This window comes from Bradyrhizobium sp. USDA 3364 (assembly GCF_054056355.1).
Genome location: NZ_JBSRYG010000002.1, coordinates 2,392,988 through 2,408,399 on the forward strand (window position 1 = coordinate 2,392,988; position 15,412 = coordinate 2,408,399).

Sequence of the window (15,412 nt, forward strand, 5' to 3'; positions counted from 1 at the left end):
CTCCTCGTGAGGATCGTTACTGCAGGGCGAACACGAACAGCGAGCCGCCTTCGGGCGCCGCGGCGACCATCTTCTTGCCGATGTCACCGAGGAAGGCCGGCAGCGCCGCGGTGCGTCCGACCACGATCGCGACATACTGCTTGCCGTCGACCGAGTAGGTCACCGGACCGGCGCCGATGCCGCTGCCGAGGTTCTTGCTCCACAGCACCTTGCCGTTCCTGGCATCGATGGCGCGGAAGTCGCCGTGCAGATTGCCCGAGAACACCAGGTTGCCGCCGGTCGTCAGCGTACCGCCGTTGAACGGCAGGTCTTCCTTGATGCTCCACACCTTCTTGTTGGCGACCGGATCCCAGGCCACAAGCTCGCCGAGGAAGCCGCCGGGGCCCGGCTTGGTCGGGAATTCGGCGCCGAGATAGAACACGCCGCGCTTGTAGTTCACATCGGAGACCGACCAGTCCATGCAGACATTGTTGCTCGGGATGTAGACCAGCCCGGTCTGCGGGTTGAACGACATCGGCTGCCAGTTCTTGCCGCCGATCAGGTTCGGGCAGATGTCCTTGGCAGGGTGGCCGGGGCCCGGACGCTTGTCCGGATCCTCTTCCGCCCGCATCGTGTTGATGTCCCACTTCTTGGCCCAGTTGGCGAAGACGTATTTCTCCGCCGAGATCACCTTGCCGGTCTCGCGGTTGGCCACGAAGAAGAAGCCGTTGCGGTCCGCTTTCATCAGCACGGGCGTCTCGGCGCCCTTGATCTTGAGGTCGGCGAGCAAGAGCTCGTTGACGCCGTCATAATCCCAGGCATCGGCCGGCGTGCCCTGGATGTGCCACTTGATCTTGCCGGTGTTGGGATCGATCGCCAGCGTCGAGGCGGTGTAGAGGTTGGTCAGCTTGCCGAAATTGCCGTCGCCGGTGGAGCGCACCGCGGTATTCCACGGCCCCGGATTGCTGGTACCCCAGTAGACCGTGTCGGACTTGGCATCATAGGAGCCGACCAGCCAGGCGGCGCCGCCGCCATGCAGCCCGGTGTCGCCCTTCCAGGTGTCGCTGCCGGGTTCGCCGGGCGCCGGCACCGTGTAGGTTTGCCAGAGCAGCTTGCCGTCCTTGAGCGAGAACGCCTGCAACGCGCCGCGGACGCCGTATTCGCCGCCGCCGAAGCCGGTGATCACCTTGTCGCGGACGACGAGCGGCGGCGAGGTGATGACCGAGCCCTGCTTGTAGTCGACCACCGTCGAGGTCCACAGCTCCTTGCCGGTCTCGGCGTCGAGCGCGGTCAGCTTGCCGTCAAGCCGGCCGACGAAGATCTTGCCGTCGGCGTAGGACACGCCGCGATTGTTGACGTCGCAGCAGGCATATTGGAGCACGTCGTCCGGAATATCGGGCTGCCAGGTCCATTTGCGCGCGCCGGTCGCGGCATCGATCGCATAGACGTATTTCGGACCCCATGACGTCGACACATACAGGTTCTTGCCGATCACGACCGGCGACGACTCGTTGGAGCGCAGCGAGGCCAGCGACAGCGAGTAGACCAGTTGCAGCTTGCCGGCATTCTCGGAATTGATCTGCTTCAACGGGCTGAAGCGCGTGTTGCCGTAGTCGTGTCCGGCGATCGCCCATCCGTTCGGATCGGACACCGCCTTCGTGACGGAATCGTTCGCTTTCGACGCACCAATGCCTGCCAGCACCATGGCGACCAGCGACACGCCGGCAAAGAAAATCCCGCTCCTCAGCTTCATTGGCTTCCTCCAATATGGTTTCGTTGCCGCGATGGATGCATCGCGCGCGCGTCTCTCGACCCAATTTCGTGAACCAGCGATCTTCGTCGCTGCGTCGGCGAGGAAAATGACAGCAACGCTTTTGCGTCGTTATAGGCGGAAGGTAGTAGCGTCGGCGGCGGCGATTTTGACGCGCCGCTAGCGCGATGCGACTGCCGGAAATCGCTTGCGCCGCAGCGCATTTTCGTCACGCCGGAGCACGCTGGCAGCCGCTTGCAAATTGCCCCTTGAACGGCTGCCTGCTAGGATCGCAGGCACTGCCCGGCGCCTTCATGACAGGGCCGCGACTACGACTTAGATCGCGGTTACGACCCCCATGAAGCGTGGTCTACTGGGCCCATAACGAAGCTATTGGGAGAAACGCGTGTCTACAGTCAAACTGACGGTAAACGGCAAGGCGGTCTCGGTCGACGTCGAGGACCGAACCCTCCTCGTGCACCTGTTGCGCGAAAACCTGAACCTCACCGGCACCCATGTCGGCTGCGATACCAGCCAGTGCGGCGCCTGCGTCGTCCATGTCGATGGACGGGCGGTCAAATCCTGCACCATGCTGGCCGGCCAGGCGGCGGGCTGCAACGTCACCACGATCGAAGGCCTCGCCAAGGGCGACGAGCTGCACCCGATGCAGGCGGCGTTCCGCGACAATCACGGCTTGCAGTGCGGCTATTGCACCCCCGGCATGATCATGTCCGCGGTCGATATCGTGCACCGCCACGGCGGCAAGCTCGACGAGGAAACGGTTCGCCACGAGCTCGAAGGCAACATCTGCCGCTGCACCGGCTACCACAACATCGTCAAGGCGGTGCTCGACGCTGCCGGCCGCATGAAGGTCGCGCAGGCCGCCGAATAGCAGCCCGCGCACCGCACACGATCAAGCTCATCACCGCCGGTCTCGATGGAAACGGCGGCAAATCGAATCTCCGGTCGGGAGGACTAGACAATGGGTGTTGAAGGAATTGGCGCACGTGTCGTGCGCAAGGAAGATCGCCGGTTCATCACCGGACAAGGACGTTACGTCGACGACGTCAAAATGGTCGGCATGAGCTACGCTCACTTCATCCGCAGCCCGCATGCACATGCCAAGGTCAAGGGCATCGATTCAGCCGAGGCCATGAAGATGCCCGGCGTGATCGCGGTGCTGACCGGACAGCAGATCGTCGACGACAAGGTCGGCAATCTGATCTGCGGCTGGGCGATCACGTCGAAGGATGGCTCGCCGATGAAAATGGGCGCGTGGCCGGCGATGGCGCCGGAGACCGTGCGCTTCGTCGGACAGGCGGTCGCGGTCGTGATCGCCGAGACCAAGAACCAGGCCAAGGACGCGGCGGAAGCTGTCGTCGTCGATTACGAAGAGCTTCCCGCGGCGGCCGACATCAAGGCCGCGATCAAGCCGGGCGCGCCGCAGCTGCATCCTGAAGCCCCCGGCAACATCGTCTATGACTGGCACATCGGCGACGAGGCCGCGGTCAAGGATGCCTTCAGCAAGGCCGCCAACGTGGTGACGCTCGATCTCACCAACAACCGCCTGGTGCCGAATGCGATGGAGCCGCGCGCGGCCATCGCACATTACGACCAGGCCGAGGAGCACTACACGCTCTACACGACGTCGCAGAACCCGCACGTCGCCCGCCTCGTGCTGTCGGCGTTCTACAACATCGCGCCCGAGCACAAGCTGCGCGTGATCGCGCCCGACGTCGGCGGTGGCTTCGGCTCCAAGATCTACATCTACCCTGAAGAGATGGTGGCGCTGTGGGCCTCCAAGAAAGTGGGGCGCCCGGTGAAGTGGACCGGCGATCGCTCGGAAGCCTTCCTCACCGACGCGCATGGCCGCGACCATGTCTCGAAGGCGGAGATGGCGTTCGACAAGGACAACAAGATCCTTGGCCTGCGGGTGAAGACCCACGCCAATTTCGGCGCCTATATGTCGCTGTTCTCCTCGGCGGTGCCGACCTATCTCTACGCGACGCTGTTGTCGGGCCAGTATGTGATCCCGGCGATCTACGCCGAGGTGATCGGCGTCTACACCAACACCACGCCGGTCGACGCCTATCGCGGCGCCGGCCGACCGGAGGCGAGCTACCTGGTCGAGCGGATGATGGAGTCGGCAGCGCGGCAGTTGAAGATCGATCCGGCCGAGTTGCGCAAGAAGAACTTCATCACCCAGTTCCCGTATCAGACGCCGGTCATCATGGCGTATGACATCGGCGACTTCCATGCCTCGATCGACGCCGCCATGAAGGCGATCGACTATGCCGGCTTCCCGGCCCGCAAGGCCAAGGCGAAAGCCGACGGCAAGCTGCGCGGCATCGGCTTCTCCTGCTACATCGAGGCCTGCGGCATCGCGCCGTCGAAGGCGGTCGGCAGTCTCGGTGCCGGCGTCGGCCTGTGGGAGTCGGCTGAGATCCGCGTCAATCCGGTCGGCACCATCGAGGTGCTCACCGGCTCGCACAGCCACGGCCAGGGTCATGAGACGACGTTCTGCCAGATCATCGCCGAGCGGCTCGGCGTGCCGATCAGCCAGGTCTCGATCGTCCATGGCGACACCGACAAGGTGCAGTTCGGCATGGGCACCTACGGCTCGCGCTCGCTCGCGGTCGGCGGTACGGCGATCGTGAAGGCGATGGAGAAGGTCGAGGCCAAGGCCAAGAAGATTGCGGCGCATGCGCTCGAGGCGTCCGAGAGCGACATCGTGATCGAGAACGGCGAGTTCAAGGTTACCGGCACCGACAAGTCGATCGCGTTGCCGATGGTCGCGCTCGCCGCCTACACCGCGCACAACCTGCCTGAAGGCATGGAGCCCGGCTTGAAGGAGACGGCGTTCTACGACCCGACCAACTTCACCTTCCCGGCCGGCGCCTATATCTGCGAGCTCGAGGTCGATCCCGGCACCGGCAAGACCTCCTTCGTCAACTTCGTGGCAGCGGACGATTTCGGCCGGCTGATCAACCCGATGATTGTCGAGGGCCAGGTCCATGGCGGCCTTGCGCAGGGCATCGGCCAGGCGCTGCTTGAAGGCGCGGTCTATGACGGCACCGGTCAGCTCGTGACCGCGTCCTTCATGGACTACAGCATGCCAAGGGCCGACGACCTGCCGTCGTTCCAGCTCTCCCACACCACGACGCTGTGTCCGGGCAACCCGCTCGGCGTCAAGGGCTGCGGCGAAGCCGGCGCGATCGGAGCTTCTGCTGCCGTGATCAACGCGATCACGGACGCCATCGGCAACAACAAGCTGGAAATGCCGGCGACGCCCGATCGCGTCTGGCACGCCATTCACGGTTGAGGGAGGAAGAGCCATGTACGAGACCAACTATCACCGCGCTTCCTCGGTCGCGGACGCCGCCGCAACCTTCGCCAAAGGCGCGGAATCAAAATTCCTCGCCGGCGGACAAACCCTGCTCCCGGTGATGAAGCAGCGTCTCGCCGCGCCGTCCGATGTGATCGACCTCTCCAAGGTGCAGGAGATGATCGGCATCGAGGTTTCGGGCGACACGGTCACCATCAAGGCCGCCACGCCGCATTACGACGTGGCGCAGAGCGAGGCGGTGCAGAAGGCGATCCCGGCGCTCGCCGATCTGGCGTCGATGATCGGCGATCCCGCCGTGCGCTATCGCGGCACGATCGGCGGCTCGCTCGCCAACAACGACCCGGCGGCGGATTACCCGGCGGCGGTGCTGGCGCTCGGCGCGACGGTCAAGACCAACAAGCGATCGATCGCGGCGGAAGACTTCTTCAAGGGCCTGTTCACGACGGCGCTCGAGGACGGCGAGATCATTACCGCGGTCTCGTTCCCGGTCCCGGCCAAGGCGGGTTATGCGAAGTTTCCGAATCCAGCCTCACGCTTTGCGCTGACCGGCGTGTTCGTCGCAAAGACCAAGTCGGGTGACATCCGCGTCACCGCGACCGGTGCGTCGCAGAACGGCGTGATGCGGGTAGCTCCGATCGAGCAGGCGCTGAAGGCGAACTGGGCGGCCTCGGCGCTCGATAGCGTCACGATCCCGGCGAGCGGCTTGCTCGCCGACATCCACGGCTCGGCGGATTACCGCGCCAACCTGGTGAAGGTGATGGGACAGCGGGCGGTGACCGCGGCGGGCTAGCCGCTATCCTTCCGGAACCTATGCAGACGGCGCGCAGCGATGCGCGCCGTTCGCGTTTTGCTGGCATTCCAGCCAAAAAGGCTTGCCACATCCCGCATTAGGCGAGAGAATTTAGCTAATCAGCTAATTAAAAATACCGTCAGACGGACGGCCCTGGGAGAGGACTTATGACGCTCGGCAGCACCAATTGCCACGGCCACCAATCGCCGGACCGCGCCTTCGACGATAGCGCGGCGTAACGCCCGGCGCGCCGGACCACCGCACAAGACGCTTCCCATCATCGATCCCACAGCAACAACGGAACACCAACGTGCTCGACAAGCCCGCCTCCCAAACCGCCGCTCGCACCTCGGGCCCGCTCGCCGGCTTCCGCATTGTCGAATTCGCCGGCATCGGTCCCGGCCCGTTCGCCTGCATGCTGCTCGCCGACATGGGCGCCGAGGTCATCACCCTCGACCGGGTCGGCGCGGGCAAGAATTTGAAGGCGGTCGCCACCCGCGGCCGCAAGGTCATCGAGCTCGACCTCAAGAACAAGGCGGCCATTGCCGAAGTGCTCGACCTGCTCGGCCGGGCCGATGCGCTGATCGAAGGCTTCCGCCCCGGCGTGATGGAGCGCCTCGGCCTCGGCCCCGATGTCGTGCTTGGGCGCAATCCAAAGCTGGTCTACGGCCGCATGACCGGCTGGGGCCAGGAAGGCCCGCTGGCGAATGCCGCCGGCCACGACATCAACTACATCTCGATCACGGGCGCGCTGGCCGCAATCGGCACCAAGGAGAAGCCGGTGCCGCCGCTCAATCTGGTCGGCGATTTCGGCGGCGGCGCGCTGTACCTCGTGGTCGGCGTGCTCGCGGCACTGCTGGAGGCACAGAAGTCCGGCAAGGGCCAGGTGGTGGATACCGCGATGTGCGACGGCGCGGCCTCGCTGATGTCGATGTTCTACGACATGGCTGCGCAGGGCCGCTGGAGTGGCGGCCGCGACCAGAACTTCCTCGACGGCGGCGCGCATTTCTACGGCGTCTACGAATGTTCCTGCGGCAATTTCATCTCGATCGGCTCGATCGAGCCGCAGTTCTACGCGCTGCTACGCCAGCATGCCGACCTGACCGATGCCGACTTCGACGCGCAGATGGACCGCAAGGCCTGGCCGGCGCTGAAGGCGAAGCTGGAAAAGGTGTTCAAGAGCAAGTCGCGCGCGGACTGGTGCACGATCATGGAAGGCACCGACATCTGCTTCGCGCCGATCCTGACCATGGAGGAAGCGCCCAAGCATCCGCACATGGCCGCACGGCAGGTGTTCGTCGAACGCCACGGCGTGACCCAGCCCGCCCCCGCGCCGCGCTTCTCGCGCACACCGTCCGCGATCCGCGAGCCGGAGTTGGCGACGATCGGGGATGTGACGAGTGCGTGGAAGAGGTGACCGTCATTCCGGGGCGCTCGTGAAACGAGCGAACCCGGAATCTCGAGATTCCGGGTTCGATGCTGCGCATCGTCCCGGAATGACAGCAGCTACGCCGCGTGATCGACCTTCAGCACGCCACGGCGGATCTGGTCTTCCTCGATCGATTCGAACAGCGCCTTGAAGTTGCCTTCGCCAAAACCGTCGTCGCCCTTGCGCTGGATGAATTCGAAGAAGATCGGCCCGATCGCGTTCGCCGAGAAGATCTGCAGCAGCACCTTGGTCTGGCCGCCGTCGACCACGCCCTCGCCGTCGATCAGGATACCGTTGGTCTGGAGCCGCGCGACGTCCTCGCCATGCTTCGGCAGGCGGGCGTCGATCCGCTCGAAATAGGTGTCGGGCGGCGACGGCATGAACGGCAGCCCGTCCGCGCGCAACCTCTCGACCGTCGCGTGGATGTCGCGCGCGCCGCAGGCGATGTGCTGGATGCCCTCGCCGCGATAGACGTTGAGATATTCCTCGATCTGCCCGGAATCGCCGGCGTCCTCGTTGATCGGGATCCGGATCTTGCCGTCCGGGCTGGTGAGCGCGCGGGAGAACAGGCCGGACGCGCGGCCCTCGATGTCGAAGAAGCGGATCTGGCGGAAGTTGAACAGTTTTGCGTAGAAGCCGGTCCAGACATCCATGCGGCCGCGATGGACGTTGTGGGTGAGGTGATCGATGTAATAGAGCCCGGAGCCCGCGGGACGCGGGTTCTCTGCGCCGAGCCATTCGAACTCGGCATCATAGGCCGAGCCCTTGGCGCCGTAGCGGTCGACGAAATAGAGCAGGCTGCCGCCGATGCCCTTGATCGCGGGCACGTCGAGCGTCTTCTCGGCCGACGAGACGTCGGCCGGCTCGGCACCGAGCGCGATCGCGCGCTCATAGGCGTGCTTCGCATCGACCACGCGAAATGCCATCGACGGCGCGCAGGGGCCGTGCGCGGCGACGAAGTTGAAGCCGTGGCTGCCGGGCTCCTCGTGGACGAGATAGTTGACGTCGCCCTGGCGGTAGACCGTGATCGCCTTGGTCCGGTGGCGGGCGACCGCGACGAAGCCCATCAGCTTGAACAGCGCGTGCAGCTCAGCCGGATTGGGGTGGGCGTATTCGACGAACTCGAAGCCGTCGGTGCCCATCGGATTCTCGGCGCTGATTTCGGCCGGCGGCGCATCGTGCGGAAACGGACCCATGGCGGTAACTCCCTGATTTGTCTGGAGATCAGTTTCCGTCACTTGCTGCGCAACGTGAGTGCAAAATGAGGCTTGTTTTGCTAATATCGCGCACGATCCGTGCATGAACTGGACAATCTACGCATGCCTGACGTCGACGCCTTCGACCTCAAAATGCTCGCCGCGCTGCAGGATGACGGCCGGCTGACCAACCAGCAGCTGGCCGACCTGGTGGGGCTGTCCGCCTCGCAATGCTCGCGGCGCCGGATGCGGCTGGAGGAGGAAAAGGTGATCGCGGGCTACCACGCCGACCTCGCTGGCGAGGCACTCGGCTTCGGCCTGATCGCCTTCATCCACATCACGCTCGCGACCCACTCGCCCGACAACGCCAAGCGGTTTCGCGAGCTGGTCAACCGCGTCGACGACATCCAGGAGGCCTATGCGCTGACGGGGGATGCCGACTACGTGCTCAAGGTGATGCTGCGCGACCTCAAGAGCCTGTCCGACATCGTCAACAACGTGCTGATGCCGCACCAGAGCGTGGCCCATGTGCGCTCGTCGATCGTGCTCGACCGCCTGAAGGAGAGCACCAGGCTGCCGCTGAAGGCGCTAACGGCCTGATCCGGCGGGAAACGAGGGAAATACGTCATTCGCTTTCCCGCTCCGATTTGCGATCATTCCTCCAGCATCCGGCAAGAGAGACGACCATGGCGCTGCAGCTGCGACCGAACTGCGAATATTGCGACAAGGACCTGCCACCGAGCGCCGTCGACGCGCGAATCTGCTCCTATGAATGCACGTTCTGTGCGGACTGCGCCGAGACCAGGCTCGGCAATGTCTGCCCGAACTGCGGCGGCGGCTTTGCGCCGCGGCCGATCCGCCCGGCCAAGCCGTGGCGGCCCGGCGTCTGCACGGTCAACCAGCCCCCGTCGGACAAGCGGGTGCATCTGAAATACAGCCTCGAGGACTGCGCGGCGAATACGGCACGTTTAAGGGATATCAGGCCGGAGGAGCGCTAGGACTTTTCGCCGTCATTGCGAGCGTAGCGAAGCAATCCATCGCTCCGCGTACGATGACAGATGGATTGCTTCGTCGCTGCGCTCCTCGCAATGACGAAGAAACAAACTCACTCCGCCGCGACGATGGTGCCTTCAACCTCGCCAAAGCCGACGCGATAGCCGTCGCCCTGGCACCAGCCGCGCATGATGAGCGAGTCGCCGTTTTCGAGGAACGAGCGCGTCACGCCACTGGCAAGCTCGACGGGCTCGGTGCCGTTCCAGCTGATTTCAAGCAGGCTGCCGCGCTGATGCTTTTCGGGGCCGGAGATCGTACCGGACCCCAGGAGATCGCCGACATTCATCGCGCAGCCTGAGGAGGCGTGGTGCACGAGCTGCTGCACCGACGACCAGTACATGTATTTGAAATTGGTGCTGCAGATCGTCTTCGCCTCGTTCATCGCGCCTGCCCGAAGCGCGACATCGAGCTGCATGTCGTAATTGTTCGGCTGGGCCTGCTTGAGGTAAGCGAGCGGCTCCGGCTGCTGCGCCGGGCCCCGCATCCGGAACGGCTCCAGCGCCTCGCGCGTCACCACCCACGGGCTGATCGAGGTTGCGAACGCCTTGGCCTGGAACGGGCCGAGCGGCACGTATTCCCACTGCTGGATGTCGCGCGCGCTCCAGTCGTTGAGGATCACGAAGCCGAAGATCATCTCCTCGGCCTGCTGCTCGGTGAGCATCTCGCCCATCGCCGAGGGCTGCCCGACGATGACCCCCATCTCGAGCTCGAAGTCGAGCCGCTTGCAGGCGCCGAAGCTCGGCACCTCCGCGGTCGGCGGCTTCAGCTGGCCGCGCGGCCGCTTGACCTTGGTGCCGCTCACAACGACGGTCGAGGCGCGGCCGTTATAGCCGATCGGCATGTGCAGCCAGTTCGGCTGCAGCGCGTTGTCCTTGCCGCGGAACATGACGCCGACATTGGTGGCGTGCTCCTTCGACGAATAGAAATCGGTGTAGCCCGAAACGGCAAACGGCATGTGCAGCTTGACGTCAGCCATCGGCACCAGCGCCCGCGCCCGCAACTCCCTGTTGTCGCGCAGCTCCGGATGATCGGAGCGCAACAGCTCGCTGATGCGCGCCCGCGTCGCCGACCACACCTTCGGCCCGAGCGCCATGAAGGCATTGAGCGACGGCTGCGAGAACACGCCGAGCGGCCCGACATCGAGCCGAGATTCCTGCTCGAGCTCCCAGAGGTCGAGCACATAATCGCCGATCGCAACGCCGACGCGCGGCGCAAGGCCGTCCTTTGACGAGAACACGCCGTAGGGCAGGTTCTGGATCGGGAAGTCGGAGGTCGGCGCGACGTCGATGAAGGAGCGGAGTTTTGGGTCGTTGGGGTGGGGCATAGGGGTTCCGATGTGCAATCTGGTGCAACAGCTGATCTTCTTCACCCTCCCCTGGAGGGGGAGGGTCGACGCGAATGAAATGAGCGGCGGGGTGGGGTGACGGTCTATCCGCGAACGCTCCGCCCGTGTTGAGAGATCACCCCACCCCGTTTCGCATTCCGCTTCGCTGCATGCGAACCGACCCTCCCCCTCCAGGGGAGGGTAAGATCACGGCTTGTTCGGGTCGAACTTCTTCTCCAAGCCCTTCCAGCAATCCGAGTAATCATCCTGCAGCGTCGACGAGGTCGCGGCATGCTGCGTCACGCGCTGCGGGAAACGCGTCTCGAACATGAAGGCCATGGTGCCGGTCAGTTTCACAGGCTTCAGCTCGCTGTTGCTGGCATGCTCGAAGGCTTCGCGGTCGGGGCCGTGCGGCAGCATGCAATTGTGCAGCGAGATGCCGCCCGGCACAAAACCCTGCGGCTTGGCGTCGTAGACGCCGTAGATCAGGCCCATGAACTCCGACATGATGTTCATGTGGTACCACGGCGGACGGAAGGTGTTGTCGGCCACCATCCAGCGCTCAGGGAAGATCACGAAGTCGATATTCGCGGTGCCCGCGGTCTCCGATGGCGAGGTCAGCACCGTGAAGATCGAGGGATCGGGATGATCGAAAGCGATCGCGCCGACCGGCGAAAAGGTGCGGAGATCGTATTTGTAGGGCGCGTAATTGCCGTGCCAGGCGACCACGTCGATCGGCGAATGGGCGAGCTGCGTCTTGAACAGCGCGCCGCCCCATTTCACGTAGAGCTCGGTCGGCGTATCCTTGTCCTCGTAGCTCGCCACCGGCGTCAGGAAGTCGCGCGAATTGGCCAGGCAATTGGCGCCGATCGGGCCGCGCTCCGGCAGCGTGAAGGCGCCGCCGTAATTCTCGCAGAGATAGCCGCGCGCCGGGCCGCCGGGAATTTCCACACGGAATTTGACGCCGCGCGGGATCACCACGATCTCGCCCGGCTCGGCATCGATGCGGCCGAATTCAGTGACGAAGCGCAGATTGCCCTGCTGCAGCACGAACATCATCTCGCCGTCGGCATTGTAGAAATGCTGATCGACCATCGACTTGGTGATGAGATAGACGTGCGCGGCCATGCCGGCTTGTGTATTCGCATCGCCCGCCGGTGGTCATGGTCTGCACGCCCTGCAGGAAGGTCATGTCCTCCTTCGGGATCGGTGCCGGGTCCCAGCGCAATTGCGCGATCGGCATGTCGTATTCGTGGCACGGCGCGGTGCGCCACAACCCGGCATCGGCCTTGGCGAAGCGGCCGGAATGCCGCACCGACGGGCGGATGCGGTACAGCCAGGAGCGCTCATTGGTGCCGCGCGGCGCCGTGAACGGCGAGCCGGACAATTGCTCGGCGTAGAGCCCGTAGGCGCAGCGCTGCGGCGAGTTGCGCCCCATCGGCAGCGCGCCGGGGAGTGCCTCGGTCTCAAAGCTGTTGCCGAAGCCGGACATGTAGCCCGGGGTCACCTGCCCCGAGTTGCGCACGATCTGATCAGGCGAGGTATTGATGTTCATCGCTATCCTCCTTGCAGGGCGGCCCACATTTCCTGGTCGCGCTTGTCGGTCCAGATCACGGGATCGTCGATCCCCGACGCCTCGTCATAGGCGCGCGAAACGTTGAACGGCAGGCAGTGCTCGTAGATCGCGAAGCTCGAGAATTTCGGATCCATCACCTCGCGCGTCGCCGCCATCGATTCCTTCAGGCTGCGGCCCTTGGCGACGGACGATTCGGCGGCGCCGTAGAGCGTGGTGACGAAATCGCGGGTCATCGCGATCGCATCGCGCCCGGTCTCGAGGCCCTTCAGCGCGTCGCCGCGGCCCGGCGCGATCGCCTTCGGATTGAAGGCGCGGATCTCGTTCAAGGTCATCGGCCATTCGCGCAGATGCGCATCGCCGCAATAGCAGGCCGAGTGGTACTCGATGAGATCGCCCGAGAACATCACCTCGGCGTCCGGCACCCAGGCGACGATGTCGCCCGAGGTATGGCCGGCGCCGAGCTGCATCAGCCGCACCTCGCGCTTGCCGAGATAGATCGACATCTCGCCCTCGAAGGTCAGCGTCGGCCAGGTCAGGCCGGGAATGCTCGCCGCATCCTGGAACAGGCGCGGGAAGCGGCCGTACTCGGAATCCCAATCCTGCTGGCCGCGTTCCTCGATCAGGCGATAGGTCTCCTGCGAGGCGACAATGCCCTGCGCCTTGTAGGCCGAGGCGCCGAGCACGCGCACCGCGTGATAATGCGACAGCACGACATATTTGATCGGCTTGTCGGTGACGGTCTTGACCCGCTCGATCACCTTGTTCGCCATCGCCGGCGTCGCCTGCGCGTCGAACACCAGGCAGCCGTCGTCGCCGACGATCACGGCGGTGTTGGGGTCGCCCTCGGCGGTGAAGGCGTAGAGATCGGTGCCGATCTCGGAGAAGGTGACCTTCTTCTCCGCGAGGTCGGTGGTCGATGCGAAACCTTTGGCCATCAGTTCAATCCTGTCCGTTTGATCAGTGCTATTGTTGTTGCTGTTGTTGCTGCTGGCTCGCGTCCAGCGTCCGCCGCTTCGCCAGCGCGATCGCCTCGCGCAGCACATCGAGATCGCCGATATGGTTGGCGAGCACCAGGACCAGCGCGGCATCGAGATCGGCGCTCTGTGCGTCGGTGAGGCCGCGATGCGCCTCGACGATGGCGCGGAAGGCGTCATCGGGCTTTGCGAAGTTCGAACTGGTCGACAGCGCCATGAGGGGTCCTCAGTTCAGGCCGGCTGCGCGCGCCAGCGCCGCATCGAGGGCCGGCCGTGCGGCGTTGCGGAAACGTGCCGCGACATAGCCGTCCGGCCGCAGCAGATAGGCGGTGCCTGATACGGCGTCGTAGCGCTTGGCGGCAAGACCTTGCGCATCGATCAGGCCGCCCTCGCCGCCAACCCGGATCGTGCCGACGCCATCGGGTACATCGGCGGCCGCGCCATTACCAAACTCCAGCAGCGTGAAGCGCGTTCCCTGCCTGATGAAAACGTCGGTCAGATAGCTGGAACCACCGCCCGGCTCCGTCACCGGCGCGTCCAGCATCGAGGCGCCCGGCCGCGGGCCGCCGCGCCAATCATCGCGATCGCCGCTCGACAGCGGCGTGTCGTAGACCGACGGCACCGACAGGCGGCCGCCATTGACCATGCGCTTGCCGAATTCGGTATCCTTGGCGAGCGACAGCACCGCCTGCCGCAACCGCGCCTCCTGCTTCGTCACCGGCGCCATGAAGTCGGTCGAGCGGGTCGACTCGCGGATGTTCTCGTCCGCCGCCGCGCTGCGCTCGATGTGATAGCTCTCCAGCAAGCCTTCCGGCGACAGCCGGCGCAGCACGCGGTCGAGCTTCCACGCCAGATTCTCGGCATCCTCGAGCCCGGAATTGGCGCCGCGCGCGCCGAACGGCGACACCTGGTGCGCGGAATCGCCGGCGAAGATCACGCGGCCATGGATGAATTTGGCCATCCGGCGGCACTGGAACTTGTACAGCGAGATCCATTCGAACTCGAACTTGTCATGCCCGAGCATGCGTTCGATCCGCGGCCGGACATTCTCCGGCTGCTTCTCGGCGACCGGATCGGCGTCCGGATTGAGCTGCAGATCGATGCGCCAGATGTCGTCCGGCTGCCTGTGCAGCAACGCCGAGCGCCCCGCGTGGAACGGCGGATCGAACCAGAACCAGCGCTCGGTCGGGAAAGCCGCCGTCATCTTGACGTCGGCGATCAGGAACTGATCCTCGAACACCTGTCCCGCAAACTCCGCGCCGACCATCTGCCGCAGCGACGAGCGGGCGCCGTCGCAGGCGACGACAAACGACGCGTGCACCTGGTAGGACCCTTCGGGTGTTGCGATGGTCAGCGCAACGCCGTCATTGCGGCTCTCCAGCGCGACCACCTTGTTGCGCCAGCGCAGGTCAATGCCGGGCAGCTGCTCGACCCGGTCGACCAGATACGCCTCGGCATAGAACTGCTGCAAATTGATGAAGGCGGGCCGCTTGTGGCCTTCCTCAGGAAGCAGATTGAACTGGTAGAGCAGCGAGGCGCCGTGAAAGATCTTGCCGACGCTCCACACCACGCCCTTCTCGACCATGCGGTCGCCGACGCCGAGGCGATCCCAGAACTCCAGCGAGCGCTTCGAGAAGCAGATCGCGCGCGAGCCCTCGCCGATCCGGTCGGCATCGTCGAGCAGCACGACGCGCTGGCCGCGTTGGGCGAGGTCGATCGCGAGCGACAACCCCACCGGTCCGGCGCCGACCACGACGACCGGATGCTCCGCCACGTTGGCGCCCGACCGGTCCTGGTCGGGGTGGCGACGATAGCCGAACTGGGTTTTGGCCGGTGCCGTATTGGCTGATGCCATTGCGTGACCCTAAATGCGTGACCCTGGATGTTCCCTGGTGCCGGCCTTTGGCTGCGGCTTGTGTGACCGGTTTGCGAGGGGCACCTTGCGAGCCGGACGCGACCTTGCTAAATTAGTCTCACCTGCAACTATCTTAAACC

Annotated in this window: 12 protein-coding genes and 1 pseudogene; 6 read left to right on the plus strand and 7 right to left on the minus strand. The window is 64.8% G+C overall.

Features of this window, described 5'->3' with window-relative positions:
- Positions 1–16 precede the first annotated feature (16 nt).
- A complete protein-coding gene (locus ACVILL_RS11230) occupies positions 17–1,732 on the minus strand; it encodes a PQQ-dependent dehydrogenase, methanol/ethanol family (RefSeq protein ID WP_456729097.1) in 1,716 nt (571 codons plus the stop codon).
- Between the two features lie 403 nt (positions 1,733–2,135).
- Between ACVILL_RS11230 and ACVILL_RS11235 the strand changes: the two genes are divergently transcribed.
- From ACVILL_RS11235 to ACVILL_RS11250, 4 genes are all read left to right on the plus strand, one after another.
- A complete protein-coding gene (locus ACVILL_RS11235; protein ID WP_028335209.1) occupies positions 2,136–2,621 on the plus strand; it encodes a (2Fe-2S)-binding protein in 486 nt (161 codons plus the stop codon).
- Positions 2,622–2,711: 90 nt separating this feature from the next.
- On the plus strand, positions 2,712–5,051 hold the full coding sequence (locus ACVILL_RS11240; protein ID WP_456729098.1) for a xanthine dehydrogenase family protein molybdopterin-binding subunit: 2,340 nt from the start codon (positions 2,712–2,714) through the stop codon (positions 5,049–5,051).
- A 13-nt stretch (positions 5,052–5,064) separates the two neighbouring features.
- Positions 5,065–5,865 (plus strand): FAD binding domain-containing protein, encoded by an 801-nt coding sequence (locus tag ACVILL_RS11245; RefSeq protein ID WP_456729099.1) that lies wholly within the window; start codon positions 5,065–5,067, stop codon positions 5,863–5,865.
- A 310-nt stretch (positions 5,866–6,175) separates the two neighbouring features.
- Complete coding sequence (locus tag ACVILL_RS11250; protein WP_456729100.1) at positions 6,176–7,282, plus strand: CaiB/BaiF CoA transferase family protein; 1,107 nt, start codon at positions 6,176–6,178, stop codon at positions 7,280–7,282.
- An 89-nt stretch (positions 7,283–7,371) separates the two neighbouring features.
- Here the strand turns inward: ACVILL_RS11250 and hppD are convergent, their stop codons facing one another.
- Positions 7,372–8,490: a 4-hydroxyphenylpyruvate dioxygenase gene (hppD, locus tag ACVILL_RS11255; protein ID WP_456729101.1), complete on the minus strand. Its 1,119-nt coding sequence runs from the start codon at positions 8,488–8,490 to the stop codon at positions 7,372–7,374.
- A 123-nt stretch (positions 8,491–8,613) separates the two neighbouring features.
- On the opposite strand from hppD, the gene ACVILL_RS11260 reads away from it, so the two are divergent.
- Both ACVILL_RS11260 and ACVILL_RS11265 read left to right on the plus strand, forming a co-directional pair.
- Positions 8,614–9,090 (plus strand): Lrp/AsnC family transcriptional regulator, encoded by a 477-nt coding sequence (locus ACVILL_RS11260; protein ID WP_456729102.1) that lies wholly within the window; start codon positions 8,614–8,616, stop codon positions 9,088–9,090.
- An 86-nt stretch (positions 9,091–9,176) separates the two neighbouring features.
- Positions 9,177–9,488, plus strand: a complete 312-nt coding sequence (locus ACVILL_RS11265) for a DUF1272 domain-containing protein (RefSeq protein WP_456729103.1) — start codon at positions 9,177–9,179, stop codon at positions 9,486–9,488.
- Positions 9,489–9,595: 107 nt separating this feature from the next.
- Here the strand turns inward: ACVILL_RS11265 and fahA are convergent, their stop codons facing one another.
- The 5 genes and pseudogenes from fahA to ACVILL_RS11290 all read right to left on the minus strand — a co-directional run bounded on the left by fahA (position 9,596) and on the right by ACVILL_RS11290 (position 15,272).
- A complete protein-coding gene (gene fahA, locus ACVILL_RS11270) occupies positions 9,596–10,867 on the minus strand; it encodes a fumarylacetoacetase (RefSeq protein WP_456729104.1) in 1,272 nt (423 codons plus the stop codon).
- A gap of 207 nt (positions 10,868–11,074) precedes the next feature.
- Positions 11,075–12,359, minus strand: a pseudogene (hmgA, locus tag ACVILL_RS11275) (homogentisate 1,2-dioxygenase).
- 65 nt (positions 12,360–12,424) lie between these two features.
- Entirely contained in the window at positions 12,425–13,378 is a 954-nt protein-coding gene (locus ACVILL_RS11280) for an MBL fold metallo-hydrolase (RefSeq protein WP_456729105.1), read from the minus strand.
- A gap of 28 nt (positions 13,379–13,406) precedes the next feature.
- Entirely contained in the window at positions 13,407–13,634 is a 228-nt protein-coding gene (locus ACVILL_RS11285) for a DUF2783 domain-containing protein (RefSeq protein ID WP_050425419.1), read from the minus strand.
- A gap of 9 nt (positions 13,635–13,643) precedes the next feature.
- Positions 13,644–15,272: an FAD-dependent oxidoreductase gene (locus ACVILL_RS11290; RefSeq protein ID WP_456729106.1), complete on the minus strand. Its 1,629-nt coding sequence runs from the start codon at positions 15,270–15,272 to the stop codon at positions 13,644–13,646.
- Between the last annotated feature and the right edge of the window lie 140 nt (positions 15,273–15,412).

What these genes read in the sequence shown, in the direction of transcription:
- ACVILL_RS11230 (WP_456729097.1), bottom strand. Translation starts at nt 1,732, where the DNA reads ATGAAGCTGAGGAGCGGGATTTTCTTTGCCGGCGTGTCGCTGGTCGCC.
- ACVILL_RS11240 (WP_456729098.1), top strand. Translation starts at nt 2,712, where the DNA reads ATGGGTGTTGAAGGAATTGGCGCACGTGTCGTGCGCAAGGAAGATCGC.
- ACVILL_RS11245 (WP_456729099.1), top strand. Translation starts at nt 5,065, where the DNA reads ATGTACGAGACCAACTATCACCGCGCTTCCTCGGTCGCGGACGCCGCC.
- hppD (WP_456729101.1), bottom strand. Translation starts at nt 8,490, where the DNA reads ATGGGTCCGTTTCCGCACGATGCGCCGCCGGCCGAAATCAGCGCCGAG.
- ACVILL_RS11260 (WP_456729102.1), top strand. Translation starts at nt 8,614, where the DNA reads ATGCCTGACGTCGACGCCTTCGACCTCAAAATGCTCGCCGCGCTGCAG.
- ACVILL_RS11265 (WP_456729103.1), top strand. Translation starts at nt 9,177, where the DNA reads ATGGCGCTGCAGCTGCGACCGAACTGCGAATATTGCGACAAGGACCTG.
- fahA (WP_456729104.1), bottom strand. Translation starts at nt 10,867, where the DNA reads ATGCCCCACCCCAACGACCCAAAACTCCGCTCCTTCATCGACGTCGCG.
- ACVILL_RS11280 (WP_456729105.1), bottom strand. Translation starts at nt 13,378, where the DNA reads ATGGCCAAAGGTTTCGCATCGACCACCGACCTCGCGGAGAAGAAGGTC.
- ACVILL_RS11285 (WP_050425419.1), bottom strand. Translation starts at nt 13,634, where the DNA reads ATGGCGCTGTCGACCAGTTCGAACTTCGCAAAGCCCGATGACGCCTTC.
- ACVILL_RS11290 (WP_456729106.1), bottom strand. Translation starts at nt 15,272, where the DNA reads ATGGCATCAGCCAATACGGCACCGGCCAAAACCCAGTTCGGCTATCGT.